The following is a 22,007-nucleotide window of genomic DNA, read 5'->3' on the forward strand; positions in this document are numbered from 1 at the left end:
AACACTGTCCTGTCCGATAAATGGGTATGGCGAATGGCTGACGGCACGCCCCCGCATTGGGCAGTCCGGCAGGCGAGCCTAAGCTCTTGAAAACCCACTATTTTAACGTATTTTGGGCAAATGCGGCCAGATGCCCGGCTAGATCACCAACGGCGGCTAGCTCGTCCGCCCATGCGTGCGCGCGTGCCGCGAACGCTTCCCGGTGCTGGATGAAATCCTGCCAATCGGGCATGCCATGCGTTGAATTGCCGTTCCATGCGTGCCAGAAACGCGTCAATGCGTCGCGCGCGCGCGGCTCCAGCGCCGAGCCGATATGCGCGAGGGCCGCGTCCAGCTTCGGCAGATGCGCATCATCCGCCTGTGGATAGATGTGCCAGACGAACGGCTTGCGTGCCCACTGCGCGCGCACGAACGAATCCTCGCCACGCACGAAGTTGATATCGGCGCTCCACAACAGTCGATCGTAGCTGCGTTGGTCGGTGAATGGCAACGCATGCGCGCTCAGCGCGCCTGCGCTCGCGCTGGTGCCCGCCGCGAATGCGCGCGCTCCTGCAGGATGACCGAAGAATCGCGCTACGGAGCTGGAGATCCGTCCCTGTGGAACCAATAGCACCAACGGATCCGTCGCATCGCGCCATTGCTCGAGCAGCGCGTCGAGGGCGGGATTCTCGTAGGAGAACAGCGATACGACCGTGGCGGCCGGATCGGGCTGCGGCAGCCCGAGCGCCGTCCACCAGCCTGCACGTTCGGCCGCCGATTCAACGAATGCGCGGCGCTGCGCGTCCAGGTCTTGCTCGCAAAGCACTCCGCCGGTGTGGGCGCCGAGGCCGGGGAAGAAGAACGTCTTGGCCAGCGCATGGCGGGGATGGGGCGACGCGCGCAAGTGAAAGTTTGCCACCCAGTCTTCCGATGACAGGTATTCAAGGTTGATCCAAACTACCCGCGACGAGCGTTGCGCCATCGCAGCAACGTATGACGCCGGCAGATCACAGGCGAATGCCTCGATGACGACATCGGCGATGTTTAGTACCGCCGCGCCAGGTTCAGCGAACTGGGGCTCATGCCAGTGCTCGATGGCGACGCCGGCCAGCACTTGCCGCTCACGCTCGGCATCCAGCCCAGGCGCCAGACGCGCGAGCGTGGCCAACTCGTCGATGAATAGACGCACCTGCCAGCCGTATTCATTCGCCAACTGCCGGGCCAGCCGCCAGCAGACGCCGGCGTCGCCGAAATTGTCGATTACCGTGCAGAAAATGTCGCACGTGAGTGGCGCACGCGCGCCGACGAGCAGGTCGGGGCAGGAGGACATGGGATGCGTGCGCGACGCGCAGGCCGCTTGACGAATGATCTAAACTGTTTATTTTAGAGCACAGATTCCGTGCAGCTCACGGGACTGACCCGGTATTGGCTACATGACTGAACCGTCTGCCCCTGTGTCCGTTGCCGAGCCCGATACAGGTTTCAACCCTAAAAGTGTCATTGCACAGTTGCCGCACCTGCCCGGCGTGTATCGCTACTACGACGCACAAGGCGCCGTGCTGTACGTGGGCAAGGCGCGCGACTTGAAAAAGCGTGTATCGAGCTATTTCACCAGGACGCTAGTGTCGCCGCGTATCGCGTTGATGGTCCAGCGCATCGCGCGCATCGAAACCACGGTGACCCGCTCCGAAGCAGAGGCACTGCTGCTGGAGAACAATCTGATCAAGGCATTGACGCCGCGCTACAACATTCTGTTTCGCGACGACAAGTCGTACCCGTACTTGAAGCTCACTGGGCATCGCTTCCCGCGCATGGCGTACTACCGTGGCGCGGTCGACAAGAACAACCAGTATTTTGGCCCATTCCCGAGTTCCTGGGCGGTGCGCGAGAGCATCCAGATCCTGCAGCGCGTATTCCAATTGCGAACCTGCGAGGACTCAGTCTTTAGCAACCGTACCCGCCCCTGCCTGCTGCATCAGATCGGCCGGTGCACTGCGCCTTGTGTCGGCGCAATCAGTGACGAAGACTATGCGCGCGACGTGACGAACGCGGCGCGCTTTCTGCAGGGGCGTCAGCGTGAGGTGATGAACGAACTGGAGGACAAGATGCATGGTTACGCGGCCGAGTTGAAATTCGAGCAGGCGGCCGCGGTACGCAACCAGATGAGTTCGCTGTCCAAGGTGCTGCACCAGCAGGCGATCGAGGTCGGCGCCGAGCGTGGCAGCGGCGATGCCGACATCCTGGCGGTGGTCGCGCAAGGAGGGCGCGTGTGCGTGAACCTGGCCATGGTACGTGGCGGACGCCATCTCGGCGACAAGGCTTATTTCCCATCCCACGTCGAGACCGCGCTGGCCGCGCCGCACGAACTCAGCGTCGAGGAAGCTATGCAGACGGCGTGCGTCGCCGATAGGTTGTCGGTGGGTAAGGCGCCGACAACCGCCGCTGGGCACGATGCCGAAGACGGCTCGGAAGTTGCCGAGGTGCCGGAAGCCGGTGACGGGTCCGAGGCGGGCAACGAATCGAAGGTGGGCAATGGGTCCAAGGCGGGCGGTGGATCCGAGGCGAGCGCTGGATCCGAGTTGGGCAATGGATCCGAGGTGGATGGTGGATCCGAGGCCGGCGATGGGTTGGAAGTGACGACAGCCGCCATCCCGGCAGCCAGCACTGCGGCAGCCGATGTCCTGGCGGCGGACCGTAGCACACGGAAGGCGGCGCGGGATGGCATCGAGGCAGAGGTGCTGGACGCGTTTATCGCACAGCACTATATTGGCCATCCGGTGCCGCCCGTAATCATCGTCAGCCATGCGCCGGCCACGCGTGAGTTGGTTGACGTGCTAGCGCAGCAGTGCGGGCACAAGGTCTCGCTGATCCGCCAGCCGCAAGGCCAGAAGCGGGCATGGCTATCGATGGCCGAGCAGAATGCACGACTCGCGCTCGCCCGGCTGCTGTCCGAGCAGGGTTCCCAGCAGGCCCGTACGCGCGCGCTTGCCCAGGTGTTGTCAATTGACCTGGAGGACCTGTCATCATTGCGCATCGAGTGCTTTGACATCTCGCACACGATGGGCGAGGCGACCCAGGCCTCCTGTGTCGTCTATCACCATCATAAGATGCAGTCCGCCGAGTACCGACGCTACAACATCACGGGGATCACGCCGGGTGATGACTACGCCGCTATGCGGCAGGTGCTCACGCGGCGCTATGAAAAGGTCGTATCGCAGTTGGCCGGCGCATCATCGACTTTGCCGGCCGACGTGCAACCACCGGCTCGCGACGCCGCACCCGCCCGCGACGCGCAGCCCGCGGCGCAGGCGGGTGCGGTCGCGGGTGCTGGCGTGCTGCCGCATATTGTGCTGATCGACGGCGGCAAGGGGCAGGTCGAGATCGCCCGTCAGGTTTTCACGGAACTGGGACTGGATGCCGGCATACTGGTCGGGGTCGCGAAAGGTGAGGGTCGCAAGGTCGGTCTTGAGACTTTGGTCTTCGCGGACGGGCGGGCGCCGCTCGAGTTGGGCAAGGAGAGCGCTGCGCTGATGCTGGTCGCGCAGATTCGCGACGAGGCGCATCGCTTTGCCATCACTGGGATGCGGGCCAAGCGCGCCAAGGCGCGGCACAGTTCGCGCCTGGAGGAGCTTGAGGGGGTTGGAGCGAAGCGACGGCAGCGATTGCTCGCGCGCTTTGGCGGGTTGCGCGGCGTGATGTCCGCTAGCATCGACGAATTGGCCAGTGTCGAAGGCGTGTCGCGTACGCTGGCCGAGCAGATTTACCGTCAATTGCATTGAGCATGGCGGCCGGCGCGCGGGCCGCTTGCTTGTGACGCGCCGGATCACGCGGCACAATGACAATCCTGCGCAACCTTTCATCGCCCATTCGTTTCGATGCCTTTTAATTTACCGATTTTCCTGACGTGGCTACGGATCGTGCTGATCCCGTTGATTGTTGGCGTGTACTATCTGCCGGACACGATGCTGAACGCGCAGGACAAGAACGAAGCGGCTGCGGCCATCTTCATCCTGGCGGCGTTGACCGATTGGTTCGATGGATTTCTCGCGCGCAAGCTCAACCAAACCTCGGCATTTGGTGCCTTTCTTGATCCGGTTGCGGACAAACTGATGGTGACCGCTGCGTTACTGGTGCTGGTGCACTTGATGCGGCTCGATTCGGCCATTGCGCTGGTGATCGTGGGCCGTGAGATCACGATTTCCGCGCTGCGTGAATGGATGGCGCAGATCGGCGCATCTAAGAGCGTCGCCGTCAATTCGCTAGGCAAGTTCAAGACCGCGTGCCAAATGATCGCGATTCCAATGCTGCTGTACTATGCGCCAATTGGCGTGCCGGGGCAGTTCGCGATCAATACGCGCGTCGTGGGCGAGTGGCTGATCTACTTGGCGGCCGTGCTGACGATCTGGTCGATGTTCTATTACATGAAGCTGGCCTGGCCGCAGATCCGCGATCGGGCCGCATGATGGGTTGGAGCGGAACGGGCATTTCTGCGATGGCCCGGATTTTTTATCGGCCTCGGTCCTTGACACTGTGCGTCGCTTTCAGCATAATCTCGAACTTCGCTGAACACGCCAACGCGTGAACGGCGACAGCATCGTGCGGGAGTAGCTCAGTTGGTAGAGCGCAACCTTGCCAAGGTTGAGGTCGCGAGTTCGAGACTCGTCTCCCGCTCCACGACGCATAGTAGCTCATGCTTGCGGGAGTAGCTCAGTTGGTAGAGCGCAACCTTGCCAAGGTTGAGGTCGCGAGTTCGAGACTCGTCTCCCGCTCCAGGTGCCATGGCGCGATAGCAAAGCGGTTATGCAGCGGCCTGCAAAGCCGTTTAGGCCGGTTCGACTCCGGCTCGCGCCTCCAGACAACCCCCTATTTTTAGGGGGTTTTTTGTTTGCGCCACGCCCCCTACGACGACCAGTCGCTTGACGCTTGCTGTCTTCAGTGTTGCCAGCAGTGCAGCGGCCTTCAACGTCGAAAAGCGTGCGCTGCGGACGACCGCGTCGGCGCCGTGTATTGCCGCGGCTAGTGCAATGACGTCGTTGGCGTTCACCTCGTGCACGGCGGCTTCCCCAATACGGCGACCGATATGGCAGGCAGTTGGCGACGGGCAGCGCATGATGCTCACGCGTACATGCGCAGGCATCATGCGACAATGGTAGCGCTCGTGCCACCTGCATGACGTCGGCGTACCGGCGTGCCACGATGGCGCACGTCTACCTTTAAGGCCCTGTGTAACCCGTGCACGCTGGAATAAACGGATGAAATGATCGAATGGAGTTTCCGGCACTTCGCCGAGTTGAGCGCGGCTGACGTCTACGACATGTTGGACGTGCGCAGTGAGGTTTTCGTCGTCGAGCAACGGTGCATTTATCGCGATATCGATCAACTTGATTGGCAGGCGTGGCATCTGTTTGCGCGCGATACGCGCTTGCCGGGCCGTCCGTGCGCGGGCTATCTCCGGGTGCTGTCCGCCGCACAGCACGATGAGCGCGCCGATCGCGTCATCGGTCGTGTGCTGACTTCGCCGCGCCATCGCGGCGATGGGCTAGGCCGCGCGTTGATGGCCCAGGCGCTCGACCATATCGGCTCGCGCTGGCCAAACACGGCGGTGCGGCTGCACGCGCAGGCGCACTTGCAGCGCTTCTACCACGGGTTCGGATTCGAGCCGATCTCCGACGAGCATGATGACGATGGCATTGCGCATGTCTGGATGCGTCGTCCGTGACTGATGACCGCCTTCGCGCCAACAAGATGAAGAACGCTACTACAAGCGCTATCCTGACCAAGCAGGATTTTGAAACGTTGTCCGAGTTCCGCTACCAAATGCGGCGGTTCCAACGTTTTTCGGAAAACGCTGCGCAAAGTGAAGGCATCACGCCGTTGCAATACCTGCTGCTGTTGCATGTCAAGGGTTTCCCGGGGCGCGAATGGGCGACCATCGGTGAGTTGGCTGAACGGCTGCAAGCCCAGCCGCATGGCGTGGTGGCGCTGGTCACGCGCTGCGAGGCGTTGGAATTGGTCAAGCGCGTGCAAAGCGAAGTGGACCGGCGACAGGTCCAGGTGCATCTTTTGAAGAAAGGCGAGCACGTGCTGGGTCATCTTGCGTCGCTGCATCGCGCGGAACTTAAGGCGCTACGCGGCATGTTCAAAGTACCCGATCTCGATTACTGAACCAGCCTCGCGCGATGCGACGTGCATCGCGCGTGCACAGCTCGGCGATGCAGCGGCGTCAGGACGTTTGCTTGATCAGGTGTTTCAAGTCGTCGGTGATCATGTTGGCGGAGTCGGATGCGGTAGCGAGCAGGCGCGCGCGGCCGGTACGATCGAACACATAGACCGCTGAGCTGTGCGTGACCTCGTAGCTTCCGTTGCCGTCGGGTTTCTCGGCCTGGTACGCGACGCGATAGCGTCGCGCCAAATTAGCGATCTGTTTTTCGGAGCCGCTCAGGCCGACCACGTGCTGTGGATCGAACGCCTGCACGTAGGTATGCAATGTCTGCGGCGTGTCCCGGTGGGGATCGACCGAAATAAACAGAATGCGCACGTCGCGGGCGTCGTCGCCCAATTGCTCGACAACTTGCATCAGCCGGGCCATGGTCTCCGGGCATACATCCGGGCAATGCGTATAGCCAAAGAAGACTAGCGTGGTTTTGCCGGCGAACGACGCGCCGGACACAGTCTGCCCGTTGTCGGCCTGCAGCGAGAAGCCAAGATCCGGCAGGTGGCCGGAGACGTTGGTCAGTTTCCATTGGCCGTTATCCCGCGTGCACGCTGACAATGTCACCAATAGGCCGACGCACGCGGCGAGCACGGTGTGGCGCAGCACCGATTGGCGGCGGGGCGCGCGCGGAATGCGCATACGCGATCGGGGCAACGGGATGGACATCGGCAAACGGAACACGGGTAGGGACTTGGCGCGGAGCGTATCGACGCATCCACCGAATGGGGTACTTTAGCGCATTTCGTTGCGCACGGCGACCCATGCACGGCGGTGGGGCAATATGCCGCGCGTTGCCGTTGCGGTAAGATGCCACGACAATAAGGCGGACGATGCGGCAACGTGCGTGATGCCCGTCGATGGGGCATCGTCCTGCGCCGCTGTCTCTTTGATCCAGACTATCCATTCGATGCAACGCTTATCCGATTCATTTGCCGCACTGCCTCACGTCAACCCGCTTGAAGCAGCATTTTTCTTCGATTTCGATGGCACGCTGGTGGAACTGGCGGGGGCGCCGGATCGTGTGGTTGTCGAACCGGTGCTCATCCAGTTGCTAGGCGGGTTGCGGCAAGCATCGCACGGCGCGCTTGCGGTGGTGTCCGGTCGCGGCATCGACAGCATTGACATGCTGCTCGCGTCGGACGCGCTGGCAAACCTGCCCATCGCGGGGTTGCATGGCGCGGAGCGGCGCGATGCGAATGGCGGCGTGTTGCGCGTGGGGTTCAACGATCCACGACTCGCGCGCATCGAACGGGAGCTCGAGCGTGTGGTCGGTAATAATCCCGGCATGTTGCTCGAGATCAAGGGCGCGGCGCTTGCGCTGCACTATCGGAATGCGCCGGATCGAGAGCCGGTGGCACGACGCGAGACCGAGCGGTTGTGCGTTGAATACAGCGATGCGTATGTGCTGCAGCCCGGCAAGATGGTGTACGAAATCAAGCCGAAGCACGTCGACAAAGGGCGGGCGATCGCGGCATTCCTCGACGAGCCGCCGTTCGCGGGTCGCGTGCCGGTTTTTGCGGGCGATGACCTGACGGACGAAAAGGGCTTCGACGTGGTCAATGCGCGCGGCGGCGTGTCGATCAAGATTGGTGACGGCGATACGCGGGCCGGCGCCAGGGTCCCTTCGGTCGCCGCATTCCGCGATTGGCTCGCGACGCTGATTGGCGCGCGGCCGCCGCGCGCATGAACCGCCAGATGTACAGTGACTTGTACGGTGCCGCATGAGCCGGTTGATCATCGTTTCAAACCGGGTTGCGCCGATTTCCGAGGGAGGGCCCGCCGCCGGCGGATTGGCGATCGGCGTCTATGACGCGCTAAAAGAGACCGGCGGCATGTGGTTCGGCTGGAGTGGCGACACGCAGTCCGGCCCGATCGAGCCGATCAAGCTCGAGGAGCGTGGCCCGGTGACCTTTGCGACGATCGCGTTGTCCCGGTGCGACTACGAGCAATACTATCGCGGCTTTTCGAACGCGGTGCTATGGCCGACATTCCACTATCGCTGCGACCTTGCCCATTTTGAGCGGCAGGAGTTTGACGGTTACCGCCGGGTCAATCGATGGCTGGCGGACCAGTTGGTGCCGCTGATCCGGCCCGATGATGTGATCTGGGTCCACGACTATCATCTGATTCCGTTTGCCGAGGCGCTGCGTGCTCGGCACGTGGCGAACCGTATCGGCTTTTTTCTTCATATTCCGTTTCCGCCCGCGCAGTTGCTGTTGACCGTCCCGCCGCATGAGGAACTGATGCGGGCGCTGTGTTGCTTCGATTTGGTCGGCTTCCAGACAGAAGGGGATCTGCGTGCCTTCGTCGATTACATCGAGCATGAGGCACATGGGCAGGTCGAACGTCGTATTGACGCCAGGGTATGCAGCGTGCGAGCGTATGATCGCACGCTGCGCGCCGGCGCCTATCCGATCGGCATTTATCCGGACGAGATTGCGCAATTGGCTGCGGTCGGCGAGAGCGCTAGCTACGTGCGCAATCTGAAGGCAACGCTGCACGAGCGACAACTGATCATGGCCGTGGACCGGCTAGACTATTCGAAAGGGCTGGTGGAGCGGTTCCGTGCGTTCGAGAAGCTGCTTGAGGCGACGCCTGCGCGCCGCAACAAGGTGTCGTTCGTGCAGATCGCGCCACCGACCCGCGCTGACATGAATGCGTACCAGGACATCCGGCTGCAGCTCGAGGCGGAGGCGGGCCGGATCAACGGACGTTTTGCCGAGTTGGATTGGGCGCCGATCCGCTACATTCACCGGCAGTACGAGCGACAGGTGCTGGCTGCGTTGTTCCGGATATCCGATGTCGGCTACGTGACACCGCTGCGCGACGGCATGAATCTGGTGGCCAAGGAGTATGTGTCCGCGCAGGATCCCGACGATCCGGGCGTTTTGGTGCTGTCACGCTTCGCTGGCGCCGCGCAGGAACTGCACGGCGCGTTGATTGTCAATCCCGCCGACCTCGCGGGCATGGCCGACGCCCTAGATCGCGCGCTGAGCATGCCGCTGTTTGAGCGGCGGCAGCGTCACGCGGATATGATGACGCAGTTGCGTGAGAATAACGTATCTGTATGGCGCGATCACTTCCTCGGCGACCTGCGCTTGCTGGCGCCGGCCACAGGCTGACAGCAAGCACGCCGTCGAAGAGGGCGGCAGCGACGTATACGCAGCGACGCCCACACGCAGCGGTGGGGCGACTGCGCGGGCCGAGCCCCGCCAGAGACGCGCTAACCTTGTGGCCAGGGACGCGCCAGTCTCGTTAAGCGTGCTCGACGAGTCTCGGTTCGTGGTCATGGGCTGCAGCGCGTCCCAATTGCTTTGTCAGCAAGTCGCGATACGGGCCGGGCCGATTCTTCAGCTCGTCCGGCGTGCCATCGTCGATGACCTTGCCCGCGCTCATCACGATGATTCGGTCGAAGTTCTGCAGCGTCGAGAGCCGGTGCGCGATCGCCACCACGGTGCGGCCCCGCATCAGCCGGTCCAGCGCCTGCTGGATCGCTTCCTCGGATGCGCTGTCCAGTGCGGACGTTGCTTCGTCCAGCAGCAGGATCGGGGCGTCCTTCAAAATGGCGCGAGCGATCGCGATGCGTTGGCGCTGTCCGCCAGAGAGCTTGACGCCACGGTCGCCAACGATCGTCTCGAACCCGTCTGGCATGGTCTCGATGAAGTCCGTGCAGCGGGCTTCGCGCGCGGCGGCGAGCACTTCCTCGCGGGACGCCTCGGGCCGGCCATAGGCGATATTCTCATACACGGTTCGATGGAACAGCGAAATATCCTGCGGCACCAGCGCGATGGCGCTGCGCAGGCTGTCCTGCGTGATGCGTGAGATGTCCTGTCCGTCGATCCGGATCACGCCGCCCTGCGGCTCGTAAAAGCGCTGCAGCAGCGCCAGTACGGTGGACTTGCCGGCGCCGGACTTGCCCACCAGCCCAACCCGCTGACCCGGTTCGATATGCAATTCGAAATGATCGAGAATCGGGCGGCGTCGTGGATATGCGAACGTGACCTGCTCGAAATCGACGCACCCCCCATTCGTGCTCAGCTCGGTAGCGTCGTTGCGGTCGGGCATGTCATGCGGCTCGAGCAGCGTCTGCACGGCTTCGGACAGCCTTGCCACATGCTGCGTGACATCCACCAGCGCGACCGCGAGGTCCCGCGTGCCGTGCAGGATCGTGAAGCCCAGCGAACTCACCAGCACGATGTCGCCGGAGGTTGCCTGCCCACGTGTCCATAGCCACAGCGTCCAACCGAGCAGCCCGGCCGAGAGCAGTGCAGTGATCACCGCGTGCAACAGCCGCAGCTTCTCCAGGTACAGCAGGCTTTGCTGGCGTGCGGTCATCTCGGCGTGCACGGTCATGCCGAAGCGCCGCTGCTCGCGCAGCGTCATGCCGAAGGCACGTACCAGCGCCATGTTGCCGATCACGTCGACCAGCTCGCCGTCCACTGACGCGGCGCGCGTCGCGAAGGCCTGGTGATGCGCGCTGCCGCGCCGGGCCAGCTTGAACAGCACGATCGCCAGAATGGCGGAGGCCACCAGCAGTGTGCTAGCCATCAGGGGGTTGACCGCGAAAATCATCACGATCGCGCCGCACACGGCGATACAAGGTGGCAACACATTCCACGCCATCATGTTCTCGGCCGTGTAGACCGCGTTGGACGTGGCAGTGATGCGACTGGCTAGCATCCCAGGCTGCTTTTCGGCGAAATAGGTCGGCGAATGGCCGCTCAGGTAGCGGAACAAGTCCTTGCGCAAATCGCCTGTGACGACCACGAACGTATGCGCGGCGATCCAGCCGCCGACCCGCCATAGCAGGTTGTCAGCGGCAATCAGGCCGACCAGCAGCCCGAACGCGCCCCATAGCTCGAGCGGGTGATGGCGGCCGTGACTGAGCACGTCGATTAAATGCTTGATCGCATACTGTGATGCAAGCGCGCAGCCGACTGCCGCGAATACGCTTGCCAATACGGTGGCGTGCGCGACCGGATGACGCCGAATGTAGCGAAACAGGAACGACAGCGGACGATGGGCGTAGCTCGCCAGCCGCGTATTGCGCGCATTGCGTTCGGCCGCCGTCAGGCGCTCATTCTGGTCGGGGTAAAGCGTCGAATCGGTGTTTGCCATGGCGAGTGCGGTGGCCTCGAACAGTGGTGACCCTGGCAGGCGAGCTGCCAAAGACGGGATTGTAAACGCGCCGGGAACGGTTCAGTCGGGCGACGTGCGAATCGGCAGGCCAGGGCACGTATGGTGGTGGACCCCAACGGCAGCCGATCGGGCGTGGCCAGCAAGCGACATTTCATGTCCGTAGGTGACTGTATTTTAAGATACAATGACAAGTCAGCCTGCGCTGACTGCCAGCGCGTCGCGTCGTGTTGCGTTGCGTTAAATCGCGCAGCCCAACGCCCGGCCCGCGTGGCCAGCCCTGCAAACAATCTAAAACAGCCTTTTAAAACAAGGCTTAGCAAAGTGTATCAATACTGTAACAAGGTAAAGACTTTGAAAGGCAGGTAAGGATTTGTGCTATGCGGCATCGATAATCGAGTCCTGGTCAGCCCCTAGATAGTTTTGCCGAACAGTCAACGGCTTGACGTCTTGAGCGTTTATGGCTTGCCCACCGTCGGAAGACGATGGCATTGAGCGCGGCAGACGGATTAGACCGAGAGACTGTACAACCGCACCGTGCCGGTGCGGCAAAACCGGCCGCCGCGCTCGCGCCGATGGCGCAGGCGCGGCGGCCCGGGTGGCAAGCCGGGGGGCCTGAGCCGTATTAAAACGAAGTAGCCACTTCGCCTGACTTTTTTAGGAGTTTACCGACATGCGAATCGCTCAAATCGCGCCGCTGCACGAGGCTGTTCCTCCAAAGCTGTACGGTGGGACCGAGCGCGTCGTGTCCTATCTCACTGAAGCGCTGGTCGAACTCGGACATGATGTGACGCTGTTTGCCAGCGGGGATTCGCAAACGTCGGCCAAGCTCGATGCGGTATGGCCGCAGGCATTGCGACTGGATCCGTCGATCCGCGACACGATGGCGCCGCACATGTTGCTGCTCGAGCAGGTGCGCCGACGCTCGGAAGCGTTCGATGTACTGCATTTCCATATCGACTACTATCCGTTCCCGCTGTTTTCGCGCCAGCCGGTGCCGCATTTGACGACATTGCACGGCCGGCTCGACTTGCCTGAGCTGCAGCCGATCTTCAACGTGTTCAACGACGTGCCGGTCGTGTCGATCTCCGACAACCAGCGCAATCCGTTGCCGCAGGCCAATTGGCTCTCGACCGTACATCATGGCCTGCCCATCGATCTGCTGACGCCCCGCACCGATATCGAGCCGAGCTATCTGGCCTTCCTGGGACGTATTTCGCCGGAAAAGCGCGTAGATACCGCGATCCGGATCGCACAGCAGTGCGGCATGAAGATCAAGATCGCCGCGAAGCTCGACAAGGCCGATCGTGCCTATTACGAGGAACAGATCAAGCCGCTGATGTCGCTGCCGCACGTCGAGTACATCGGCGAGATCTCGGAAGCCGAGAAGGCCGAGTTTCTGTCGGGCGCGCATGCGTTGTTGTTCCCGATTGACTGGCCGGAGCCGTTCGGCTTAGTCATGATCGAGGCAATGGCTTGCGGCACGCCCGTGATCGCGTTCAAGCGCGGCTCCGTGCCGGAGGTCATCGAGAACGGTGTGTCGGGCTTTGTCGTCGAGGATGAACTGAGCGCGGTGGCTGCGGTGAATCGGCTGCATACGCTGCCGCGCGCCGGCGTACGAGCGGCATTCGAGGCCCGTTTTACGTCGAAGGTGATGGCGCAACGCTACGTCGATGCGTACAAGGCATTGCTGCGCCGCAGCCGTCGTACCGTGCTGCGCGAAGTCGCCGCCGGCTAAGCAAACTGCATCAAGCCGGTTCGACGAGCCTGCTGCATTCCTCCAATGCCCACGGTGTTCGATGCCGTGGGCGTTTTTGTTTGCGCGGCGATTGCCGCATTGCTCCGTAAGAGTCCTTATAATGTGCCGCTGGGGCGATTGCGGCGGCCTGCAGGGCGGCTGTGCGACAAACAGGAGAATAAATTGCCGAGGGACTTGCCGAGGGCAATGCGACCGAACCGCCATACTGTGCCAGGTGCCGCGACGATTTTCGCGCTGCGAGCGATCGGTCTGGCGTTGCTTGCACGCTGGGTGCAGTCGATGTCGCAGATGGGCTTCGTGTCGATGCTGAATGGCGTCGCGTCGTCGCCGTGGGCATGCCTGAACATCATTCTGCTGTTCCTGCTGGTTGCGCTGCCCGGGGCACAGGCGCGCGTGGAACGGCCATTTCATCCGCTACCCCAATGGTTGAGGCAGGCTTTGCGTTGCTTTGCGCTTGTCTGTTTTCTGTTCGCCGCATGGTCAATCGGGTCGTTCGTTGCCGCGGCCGAACCCAAGGCGACGCTGCATGCCGTGGCAAACAGCAATGGCTGGTTGGCCGTATTGCCTTGGCTATATGTCGCTGTGATTTGGATTTGCCGGCCGCGGCCGCTGTGGCGATCGAATTTCGCGGCGCGGCGGTTTGCGATTGGTCGCTATGCGGTGTCCATCGATCTCGTCACGCGGACCACCGTCGTGTGGGTCGAGAGCCGCAAGGTTGGCCAGTATGACGGCCGAGAGCTGTCGCTGCGCTTGGTCAACGAAGGTGCGCCGATCCGTGCGTGGCGGCGGTGGGTTCGTGCCGCGCAGCCGTGTGCCCAGCTATTGTGGAATTCGCCGGCGGCGGCCGGCCACAACCGGCAACGGGTGATGCACGTGGTGCTCAAAAATGACGCGGATTTTGCCGCTAGTCGCGCTTTGGAGAGGGCGCTTGCGTCGCTCAGCGCTGCCTGATCCCTGTCTGCCAACGAATTGGGTGGAACTGCGGATCATGCCGTTTGAGCCCCTTTCGTCTGATAACTTAGCAAGCTCGCAAGCCTTGAACGGTTTTAAAGCAAGCCCTTGATCGGTTTGAAATTCTTTATCGCCACGTGTACGACACCTTATTGGGCCGTTTCGTCGCAGAAAGCCAACATCGGCGCGACGAATAGCGTTGTGGGGTGCATGCGCTTTTGCAGGCGCTCGGGTCAGCATAGTGTTATTCGACTCAGTTCTAATGCGTGTCAGAATCCGAGCGGTCTGTGTGCTACGCGGAAATGCGCAACTTGGCAATAGCATTGCCTGATGAACCATGGAGCACTGCACTCCTCGGTTTATTTTCAGGATTGCTTGCGTTGCTTAGCCATTGACATGCTGATGAAATAGCTGTGCTGGAGCGAGGGTTTGCACGCGTGCCGTTAGCGCAGCGGACGCAGGCGGTAGCTGGCTTGCTGGATTGTGCTTTTTTCATGGATGCCAGCCTATCAAGGCAGGTTTGGCAGCAAGCGCTGAACTTGCTCAATAGCGCCGACGAAGACCAACTATATCGAGTTTTCGACGTGCTCAAAAGGAGGGGTATTGTCCTAACTCAGTTATCCAATGTTAAGCGGGAATTAGCGATCAGCGAGATCCTATCGTATATGAAATACAACAGATTTTCCGCGCAGGGACGCGCCTGGATACTCGGAAGTTTATGGTATAGCAAAACCTTTGTTGGAGAGTAACCCGGATTCGGGTGGTTGCACTGCACAACTCACCGTATTTATTACGGGTGCCGTAGGATTTTTGCAGCAATACAAATTCGATCCGACCTTCGGGCTGTTGCTTTTTCTAGAACAACGATTCTTTTTTATCCAGCCCACGCCGGATATTAAAGTTTTGTGAGACGGGACGGTATGGGAGCATGCCCCTTCCCCTTTACTTGCGCAGGTCCGCTTGGGCATGCAGTGCTTCGTAATTTCATAGTTGACATCGGAATGCGAGCACGTGACCGCGTGCTTCACGTTAGTATCGCAAGGGCGAGGTCATGCGAAGGAGGCGCTTGTATGAAGCTAGTTGAGGGATAGGCCGAGATAGATGTCTACCGCATGCCTGGGCTAGGCAGGGTGCAGCGAAAACTTTATTTGCATTCATAGTTACGGTCTAGCTACCGAGTGCTGTTTCACCCGTAGGGATACTGACACGAATAAAGGCATTGCGGATGCGTGCGCATGCGTGAACTATATTGCTGTTTTTGGGTGGAGCGCTTCATCATGACAGCACCTTGACCTGTAACGATTGTACTCGTGCGCTTGCATGTCGGGTGGGGAGTTGGTGATGGGCGTATCTAGTTTTGTGAAAGCTGCGCACGGCGCTGACATAAAGATGGGTTCAGTTAATCAGATGGACTGTTTAGTATGGTATGCTGAATTTTATTGCCTTTTCATTCAATCGCAGTGTGAAAGATGTTAAAAGGCAGTATGGTAAATTTAGATGGATGGAGTTGTTAGTTGATTCAACGTATTAAAGCATTATCTGTCGCTGTAGCCGTAGCGCTGACTCAATACGGTTGTGGGAGCGGTGAAGTCGATATGGTCCGTAGTGCTCCATTAGCGGATTACCAAGGGTTTTACACCAATACAGAGCCAGATGGCTCTATATTGTCAACCGCCATCTTTGATGACGGGTCTTTATATGCGATATCGTTCGATAAAGAGGGGAAGGAATTTCACGCGTTACGAGGAACGGTTGAAGGCAGTAACGGTAACCTTTTCGCTTCGGACATCATCGGCTATAGTTTCAATGGTCTAGGACCAGTGCGCGGCCAACTTTCCGGTACATATCGGGCTAAGCAATCCTTAAGCGGCCAAGTTACTTATTCCGAGACGGGGCAAACCATGCCGGTTTCGGTGACCTATGATCCGCGCTATGAGGACACACCAACCCTTGCTAATGCGGCAGGTGTGTATTCGGGCCTGGCCGTCGGAGAATCGGAACGAGGTCAAGCGAACGTCAGCATAACGCCGCAAGGCACGGTGGAAATTTCAGGTCCTAACGATTGTCGAACGGCTGGAGAAATCACGCCTAAGAAAACTGGCAACGCCTACGATATAACGGTTCGATACGGTCAGATTGCGAGTTGCTCACTGTCTGGCCAAGTGATGACGGGCAGCGTGGTCATTGAGGCTGAGACGGGCCATCTGAACGCTCTCGCAACGAGCGCGGACCGAACCCACCCGCTGTTGTTTACGGGAGGGAAGTAAGCCACAACGGAAGCAAATGACTATAGCTGCGGCGCAGATGCCGTCGTGCGTCTAGGGCATCACGACGTGTGCCGCTTAACACAAAGCTATACAATCCGTCGGATATGGCGCACTTGCAGCGAACGTAGTTGCCGTAGAACGAAGCCAGTACGGCCAATGTCGATGCTTTGCGGTTTGTGCTTCAATGTGGTGCCGTCCCGCAAAGCTTGATAACGTCTTGGCTGCCCAAAATTTTAGTTTCCTGGAGTTGACCCGATAGTCCCAGACACGGCCTTACACTATAGTTGATGAATCCATGGTGAGTCGAAACTCGCGTGGTGAGCGATATTTCAGCGCGCTATGGGGATGCCTCTCGTTGACATGCTCGAACGCAATGGCGAGATTGAGCACGGCCGTCGCCGCATCCGGTTTTGGCATAAAGGCCACGTAATCGTGCTTCATCGTCTTCACAAAGCTCTCAGCGATGCCGTTACTCTGCGCACTGCACACCGGCGTCGTCTGCGGCTTCAGGCCGATTTCGGTTGCGAAGCGGCGCGTTTCGTCGGCCGTATAACCGGAGCCGTTATCGCGCAGCCACTCGATCTCCGAGGGTGCTTGCAGCGCGTTGTCGAAGCGGTTCTCGACGGCCGCCAGCATCACATTACGCACCACGTCGCCGCTATAGCCAGCCGTCGTCGCCACCCAGCTCATCGCTTCGCGGTCGCAGCAATCCAGCGCGAACGTCACGCGCAGCGCCTCGCCATTGTCGCAGCGCAACTCAAAGCCGTCCGAACACCAGCGTTGGTTGCTGCGTTCGACTGCGACCTTGCCATCGTGGCGACGTTGCGCTCGAGGTGGCTGCGGCCTTCGTTGCATCAGCAACGCGTGCGTACGCTTGACTCGGTACACGCGCTTGGCGTTGATCAGTGCCAGGCCGGTGCCACTGCGTTCACGCCGCAGGATGCCCTAGACGCGCCAGTAGCCATAGCTGGTAACTCGGCTACCACCAGCCGGATTTCCTCGACCACAGCGCCATCGTCCATCCATCGCGACTGGCGTGCATCCCGCCACTGGGCCGGACGCGATAGTTTCGCTACCACATTGGAGCGCGTCACGTCGAAAACTTCGCAGACCTGCTTCACGGATCGTCCTGCGGCAGCAAGGGTGAACGCGCAATCCACTTTTTTGCTCGCCCGTATTCAACTGCCTCGCGCAAAATCTCGTTCTCCAGGCTCTTCTTGCCAAGCAGTCGTTGCAGCTCCCAAACCTGCTTGAGCGCGTCGGCCAGTTCCGACGCCGGTACGATTTTCTCGCCAGCCTTAACCGCCGACAGGCTCCCGTCATGATACAGTTTGCGCCAGTGAAATAGCGGGTTCGGATTCACGCCGTGTTGGCGCGCGACCATCGAGACCGATTTTCCCGGCTCGAAACTCTCCCGCACCATTGTCAGCTTCTGCTGCGCCGACCAGCGTCGTCGCCGCTCCGGACCCCTCAACACTTCCATCACTTCCTGCCTAGTGTTAGTCACAAGCACAGTCTTATGCCTACCCGGTAGTTTAAGTGGCTGACCGTGTCCGGTGATTCACGGGACTGCTCCACTTCATGATAGTGGAGCCTTGATTTGCAATCCTTGAACTCGTGCTGACCCCGTGTCGGATTCTATTCAATGTAAAGCCGCTTTGAGATACGATGAGTACTAAGCCGCCAATTATCATGGCGCATTTGACAACGCTCCTTGTTATGTTTTCGACAGGGGAATAAAATGAAATTTTTTGACTAAATAAAAGCTGTGGTGAATTAGGAATGATAATAGCCTGAACTAGATAAAAACAAATCAGACCGCTATGGTTTGCCAAGGGATGAAGGTCGAGATTGTAGCGTAACTATTTCAGTTCTGCCTTGATCATTTGGAATTTTTTTGGATTAACAATGTTTATTTAAATAGAGGTGGCTTGGGAGTTAGTGGGGCCTATTGGGGGGTTAATGCCTATATATATGATTGATATATTTAAATAATTGTTATCATGTGTTCTATCTATGGATGGTGATTTGGATAGCACTCGTGCGACTCTTGATTAACTTCATGGAAGCGATGCTTCGGAGGGTAAGCAGTAAGCGGTGCTTCTGTCGTGAGCCTTGCACCACACAAACCATACGACTTACCAATGGTTTATACATAATGACGGAAAAACGTGTCCGAGCGAACTACGAAGAATGCTACCCTTAGCGAAAGCTGGAGGTAAGCCGGTATCTGTCTCGTTCGAGCAGGATGCGAGGAATGCTATAGAAGGGGATTTACTCAATATGTACAACGGGGTTAATACTTGAACAAGTACAATAAGCTACTTGCTGCTACAGTTCTGGTTTTTACTCAATACGGCTGCGGGGGAGGCGGCGGTGACGTATCCAGTCCTGTAACGGATGCCCAAGGGATCTACAAAGGCACAACAAGCAAAAATCAAGAGATATTTGCTTTGATTCTCGATGACGGCTCGTTCTACGCACTCTACGCGAACGAGGGCAGTCCGTGGCGAGAGAAGCTACTCATTGGCACTGTAAAAGCCTCGGGCGGTACGCTGTCCTCTTCGGACGTTATCGACTATGATTTAACCAACGCAGAAACGCATAAAACGACTATTTCTGCAACATACGCTCCGAAGGGTTGGTTAAGCGGTACATTAACCGGCCCAGACGTGGATGGAGAAAGCATTACTTTTAAAACTACATATGACGAAGACTACGAAAAGACGCCAACTCTTGCTGCGATAACGGGCACTTACAGGGGCACGACCAAAGGTTTAAATACGAGCAATTCTACTGGTGTTTCTATTACAACTGACGGGTATATAGCGTTAGATAGCGGGGCGTGCAAGGCGAAAGGAACAATTGCACCTCGTACTTCCGGAAACGCGTATTCGCTGACACTGAATTTTGACGAGTCTCCGTCCTGCACGTACTCTGGCCAGACGCAATCAGGCATCGCGGAGGTGGGTGACAACGCGGTAATCATGGTCGCTCGTGCGGCGGATACATCACATCCGCTGTTATTTTGGGGAATTAAATAGCAAGACCCGGAGGTTGACCGTCTGATTAAAATTAGATCGGCGAGCGGGCAGCTCTTACAATTGCCGCCCGCACTATGCCCTTGTCAGCAGTGTGTTGATTATTGTGCTTGTGAGGCTATCTCCAATTAAGGCCGTTCCTCCTAATCTTTGATACTGCAAAGCATGCCGATGTACGCCTGGGTGAGCCGCTAACCGCCATCAGTCAGTCCATGTCTAGCGGTTCGCGCTCCGGGCGGCGACGGTAATGGCTCTGTTACCATTTCCGGCCTACGCCCTTCGCGCTGCGCAGTGGCGGAGCGTGGCGGGCCATATACGGGGAGTCCATGTTCAATCGCGAAGTCGTGCAGATCGTCGAAGTGCTGGGGCGTGCCACGCAGGGTATCACCCAGCCATTTATCTGCCGGGGCGACGACAATCAGCTATATTTTGTAAAGGGGCTTCATGCTGGGCGCCGGAGTCTGGTCGCCGAGTGGCTCGGGAGTGCGATGGCCGAAGCGTTCGGGTTACCCGTTGCACCGTTTCGGATTGCGCAGGTGGCCGACGAACTGATCCAAATCGGCCCTTCACATTTCGCCGAACTTGGCGCAGGCTATGTATTTGCGTCCTGCGCGGTGCCAAACGCACTAGAGATGTCATGGACGCTGCTTGGCAATGTCGATCCCAAACTGCAGTTGGACGTCATCGTGTTCGACTGGTGGATTCGGAACCAGGACCGGACGCTGACCGAGAAAGGCGGCAATCCAAATTTGCTTTGGGACCCGGGAGCAAGTCGAATGTTAGTGATTGATCAAAACCAGGCATTCGATCCCTATTTCGACGGGGCAGCCTTTCTCGAGCTTCACCCGTTCTCCCAGGTATGGCGCAGCGTCTATGAGGACTTCGTGACCCGGCAGATTTACGAGATGAGGATGCTAAACGCGCTCAAACAGTTCGAGTGCGCGTGCGATAAAATGCCAGCTTCGTGGTCTATCGTCGGTGATGACGTGCCGCTCGGGTTCACGCCTGACGAGGCATACAGCCTGCTGCTTAGGTATTGCCACGAGGATTTTTGGAAACCATAATGAAACACGCGTGCCGTTACGCCATTGTCCGCTTCATGCCTTATCTGGAGACGGGTGAGTTCGCGAACGTGGGACTCCTGCTGATGAGCCCCACAGCGAGGTTCTTTGGTTTTCGCATGCTCGATAGCGTGCGGCGGGTGACCGCGTTCTTTGACGAACTTGACCCGAATATCTTCCGCCGTGCGAGGAAAACCTATCAACAAGAGCTGACGCGTATCGGCACGTCTATCGAACATGCGTTCTGCAATGTATCGCACGGTTCGGGTCCGGACTATGCGAAATTCGCGTTCACCGAACTGGTGAAGCCGCGGCAGGCGATCATGTATGCCGATGCGGAACGGGCGGTCTTGGCGGAGGATCCGGCCGAGAAGCTGCTCGAGCTTTTTGATCACTATGTTGGCCGTGTGTTCGTGACCCGGGCCTATCAGGAGCGGGAAGTCGAAAAGGACGTGCAGCGCATTCTAAAATCCGCAGAACTGGCTGCGCTGTACAAACAGCAGGTGTTGATCGGCGATGACGCCTACCGCGCAAGGTTGCCGTTCGCACGGGTAAACGAGCACGGCCAGGCGATACGTGCGATCAAGCCGCTGTTTCTCGCGCATGACGACCCCTCACGGCTGTACGACCATGGCTGGGACTGGCTGGGCAAGGTCAAGAAGCTGCGTCGCGACGACAAGCTCATTGGCGACGTTATGTTTGCTGTCCGGCGTCCGATAGAGGAATTTGGGCCGCACGCAGCTGCCTTCGCTGATGTAAAGCAGGATTTGGAACGCGAGGATTTTATCTCAGTGGTATCTGACAGCGACGAACGTAGCATCCTCGCCTTTGCTCGCGATTGAGCTACAGATGGGTACCGGCGCCTCGGCCGTACCGGCCATAGGCGACCGTCTGGCTTAATCGGTCAATACATGTATGTCGAGGCACGATGCAAAGGCACGCACGACCTGATGCGTGTCGTGCCGGAATTTGCCGCCGTTTCGACCGACACGCGTTTCGCCGTAAGCAACGAGGTTTTCGCGAGGATGACGGATGATCAATAGAGGGGCGTCTCGAGAGGCGTTCCCATTCTTTGCGGGCTACGCTGAGAGCGTGCCCTATAGTGTCGACTCACGGTTCACAGTAGACTCGAATCTTTGGCTATCTGGCGGCCCTGATCAACAGCAATGATCTCGCTGCTGATCGCTGAGACTTGTATTGCGCGAGCGGATCCATCCCGATCTTGTGTACTTTCAAGATTTTGCTGGCCTCGCCTTCTTTTGTGATGAGATTTCCTCGGCGTACCGTTTCAGGAGATCGCCGAAGGTATTCCGCTCAGTTTCCGATCGGTCAATGAATACCCCGGTCCATCTCGGACTCGGCACGCCGCGCCCAAGCTTCATCGGTGGCCTTGATATCGAAACTGCGAGACAGCGACAGCCACTCGCGTCGCCGAGTTTGCGCTTTCCAGTACTGTCCTCCTTGCCGAATCGTCGCCATGCAAATGCCTCGCCAAGTGAACCGTGGCAAATTTGTGGCAAACCACCCGATTCAGGGGAGGACAGAAATCGAATGAGGAGGGTGTTCGATCGGGAGGCTTGCTGACATTGTCGCAAGTCG

18 protein-coding genes, 3 tRNA genes and 1 pseudogene are annotated in these 22,007 nt (G+C 59.1%); 16 read left to right on the forward strand and 6 right to left on the reverse strand.

Annotated elements, in window-relative coordinates; translation table 11 throughout:
• Positions 1–97 precede the first annotated feature (97 nt).
• Positions 98–1,309 (reverse strand): elongation factor P maturation arginine rhamnosyltransferase EarP, encoded by a 1,212-nt coding sequence (earP, locus tag KPG66_RS03335; RefSeq protein WP_237070005.1) that lies wholly within the window; start codon positions 1,307–1,309, stop codon positions 98–100.
• 103 nt (positions 1,310–1,412) lie between these two features.
• Here earP and uvrC point away from each other — a divergent pair, with 103 nt between their 5' ends.
• The 5 genes from uvrC (at position 1,413) to KPG66_RS03360 (ending at position 4,833) form a co-directional block, all read left to right on the forward strand.
• Positions 1,413–3,758: an excinuclease ABC subunit UvrC gene (uvrC, locus tag KPG66_RS03340; protein WP_237070006.1), complete on the forward strand. Its 2,346-nt coding sequence runs from the start codon at positions 1,413–1,415 to the stop codon at positions 3,756–3,758.
• Between the two features lie 96 nt (positions 3,759–3,854).
• Complete coding sequence (gene pgsA, locus KPG66_RS03345) at positions 3,855–4,442, forward strand: CDP-diacylglycerol--glycerol-3-phosphate 3-phosphatidyltransferase (RefSeq protein WP_237070007.1); 588 nt, start codon at positions 3,855–3,857, stop codon at positions 4,440–4,442.
• A 135-nt stretch (positions 4,443–4,577) separates the two neighbouring features.
• Positions 4,578–4,653: transfer RNA gene (locus KPG66_RS03350), tRNA-Gly, on the forward strand.
• A gap of 22 nt (positions 4,654–4,675) precedes the next feature.
• Positions 4,676–4,751 (forward strand) — tRNA-Gly (locus KPG66_RS03355).
• An 8-nt stretch (positions 4,752–4,759) separates the two neighbouring features.
• Positions 4,760–4,833 (forward strand) — tRNA-Cys (locus KPG66_RS03360).
• Here the strand turns inward: KPG66_RS03360 and KPG66_RS03365 are convergent.
• Positions 4,802–5,032 carry a hypothetical protein gene (locus KPG66_RS03365; RefSeq protein WP_237070008.1) on the reverse strand — a complete coding sequence of 77 codons (231 nt, stop codon included), beginning with the start codon at positions 5,030–5,032 and terminating at the stop codon, positions 4,802–4,804. The genes KPG66_RS03360 and KPG66_RS03365 overlap by 32 nt on opposite strands.
• Positions 5,033–5,236: 204 nt before the next feature.
• On the opposite strand from KPG66_RS03365, the gene KPG66_RS03370 reads away from it, so the two are divergent.
• Both KPG66_RS03370 and KPG66_RS03375 read left to right on the forward strand, forming a co-directional pair.
• Positions 5,237–5,698: a GNAT family N-acetyltransferase gene (locus KPG66_RS03370; protein ID WP_237070009.1), complete on the forward strand. Its 462-nt coding sequence runs from the start codon at positions 5,237–5,239 to the stop codon at positions 5,696–5,698.
• Positions 5,699–5,724: 26 nt separating this feature from the next.
• The gene (locus KPG66_RS03375; RefSeq protein ID WP_237070010.1) at positions 5,725–6,144 is read left to right on the forward strand and encodes a MarR family winged helix-turn-helix transcriptional regulator; all 420 of its coding nucleotides are present in this window, start codon (positions 5,725–5,727) and stop codon (positions 6,142–6,144) included.
• Between the two features lie 58 nt (positions 6,145–6,202).
• Here KPG66_RS03375 and KPG66_RS03380 read toward each other — a convergent pair whose 3' ends face one another.
• Positions 6,203–6,832 (reverse strand): SCO family protein, encoded by a 630-nt coding sequence (locus KPG66_RS03380; RefSeq protein ID WP_237070011.1) that lies wholly within the window; start codon positions 6,830–6,832, stop codon positions 6,203–6,205.
• A 268-nt stretch (positions 6,833–7,100) separates the two neighbouring features.
• Between KPG66_RS03380 and otsB the strand changes: the two genes are divergently transcribed.
• Positions 7,101–7,880 carry a trehalose-phosphatase gene (otsB, locus tag KPG66_RS03385; RefSeq protein ID WP_237070012.1) on the forward strand — a complete coding sequence of 260 codons (780 nt, stop codon included), beginning with the start codon at positions 7,101–7,103 and terminating at the stop codon, positions 7,878–7,880.
• A 34-nt stretch (positions 7,881–7,914) separates the two neighbouring features.
• Positions 7,915–9,315: an alpha,alpha-trehalose-phosphate synthase (UDP-forming) gene (gene otsA / locus KPG66_RS03390; protein ID WP_237070013.1), complete on the forward strand. Its 1,401-nt coding sequence runs from the start codon at positions 7,915–7,917 to the stop codon at positions 9,313–9,315.
• A gap of 133 nt (positions 9,316–9,448) precedes the next feature.
• On the opposite strand, the gene KPG66_RS03395 is transcribed toward otsA, so the two are convergent.
• A complete protein-coding gene (locus KPG66_RS03395) occupies positions 9,449–11,311 on the reverse strand; it encodes an ABC transporter ATP-binding protein (protein WP_237070014.1) in 1,863 nt (620 codons plus the stop codon).
• Positions 11,312–12,002: 691 nt separating this feature from the next.
• Between KPG66_RS03395 and KPG66_RS03400 the strand changes: the two genes are divergently transcribed.
• The 4 genes from KPG66_RS03400 (at position 12,003) to KPG66_RS03415 (ending at position 16,306) form a co-directional block, all read left to right on the forward strand.
• On the forward strand, positions 12,003–13,067 hold the full coding sequence (locus KPG66_RS03400) for a glycosyltransferase family 4 protein (protein WP_237070015.1): 1,065 nt from the start codon (positions 12,003–12,005) through the stop codon (positions 13,065–13,067).
• A 207-nt stretch (positions 13,068–13,274) separates the two neighbouring features.
• Positions 13,275–14,039 carry a hypothetical protein gene (locus KPG66_RS03405; RefSeq protein ID WP_237070016.1) on the forward strand — a complete coding sequence of 255 codons (765 nt, stop codon included), beginning with the start codon at positions 13,275–13,277 and terminating at the stop codon, positions 14,037–14,039.
• A 738-nt stretch (positions 14,040–14,777) separates the two neighbouring features.
• Positions 14,778–14,948, forward strand: coding sequence for a hypothetical protein (locus tag KPG66_RS03410; RefSeq protein WP_237070017.1), 171 nt, complete (start codon positions 14,778–14,780; stop codon positions 14,946–14,948).
• A gap of 605 nt (positions 14,949–15,553) precedes the next feature.
• Positions 15,554–16,306 carry a hypothetical protein gene (locus KPG66_RS03415; protein ID WP_237070018.1) on the forward strand — a complete coding sequence of 251 codons (753 nt, stop codon included), beginning with the start codon at positions 15,554–15,556 and terminating at the stop codon, positions 16,304–16,306.
• Between the two features lie 273 nt (positions 16,307–16,579).
• Here KPG66_RS03415 and KPG66_RS03420 read toward each other — a convergent pair.
• Positions 16,580–17,789 (reverse strand): annotated as a pseudogene (locus KPG66_RS03420) (IS3 family transposase).
• A gap of 820 nt (positions 17,790–18,609) precedes the next feature.
• Between KPG66_RS03420 and KPG66_RS03425 the strand changes: the two are divergent.
• The 3 genes from KPG66_RS03425 (at position 18,610) to KPG66_RS03435 (ending at position 21,250) form a co-directional block, all read left to right on the forward strand.
• Positions 18,610–19,350: a hypothetical protein gene (locus KPG66_RS03425; RefSeq protein ID WP_237070019.1), complete on the forward strand. Its 741-nt coding sequence runs from the start codon at positions 18,610–18,612 to the stop codon at positions 19,348–19,350.
• Between the two features lie 323 nt (positions 19,351–19,673).
• A complete protein-coding gene (locus tag KPG66_RS03430) occupies positions 19,674–20,411 on the forward strand; it encodes a HipA family kinase (RefSeq protein WP_013434584.1) in 738 nt (245 codons plus the stop codon).
• Complete coding sequence (locus KPG66_RS03435; RefSeq protein WP_041753185.1) at positions 20,411–21,250, forward strand: DUF3037 domain-containing protein; 840 nt, start codon at positions 20,411–20,413, stop codon at positions 21,248–21,250. Before KPG66_RS03430 ends, KPG66_RS03435 begins: the two co-directional genes overlap by 1 nt.
• Before the next feature lie 487 nt (positions 21,251–21,737).
• On the opposite strand, the gene KPG66_RS03440 is transcribed toward KPG66_RS03435, so the two are convergent.
• Positions 21,738–21,887: a hypothetical protein gene (locus tag KPG66_RS03440; RefSeq protein WP_157864333.1), complete on the reverse strand. Its 150-nt coding sequence runs from the start codon at positions 21,885–21,887 to the stop codon at positions 21,738–21,740.
• Positions 21,888–22,007: the final 120 nt, after the last annotated feature.

The sequence above is a fragment of the Mycetohabitans sp. B2 genome, assembly GCF_021733735.1.
In the GTDB taxonomy this organism is placed as follows: Bacteria; Pseudomonadota; Gammaproteobacteria; order Burkholderiales; family Burkholderiaceae; genus Mycetohabitans; species Mycetohabitans rhizoxinica.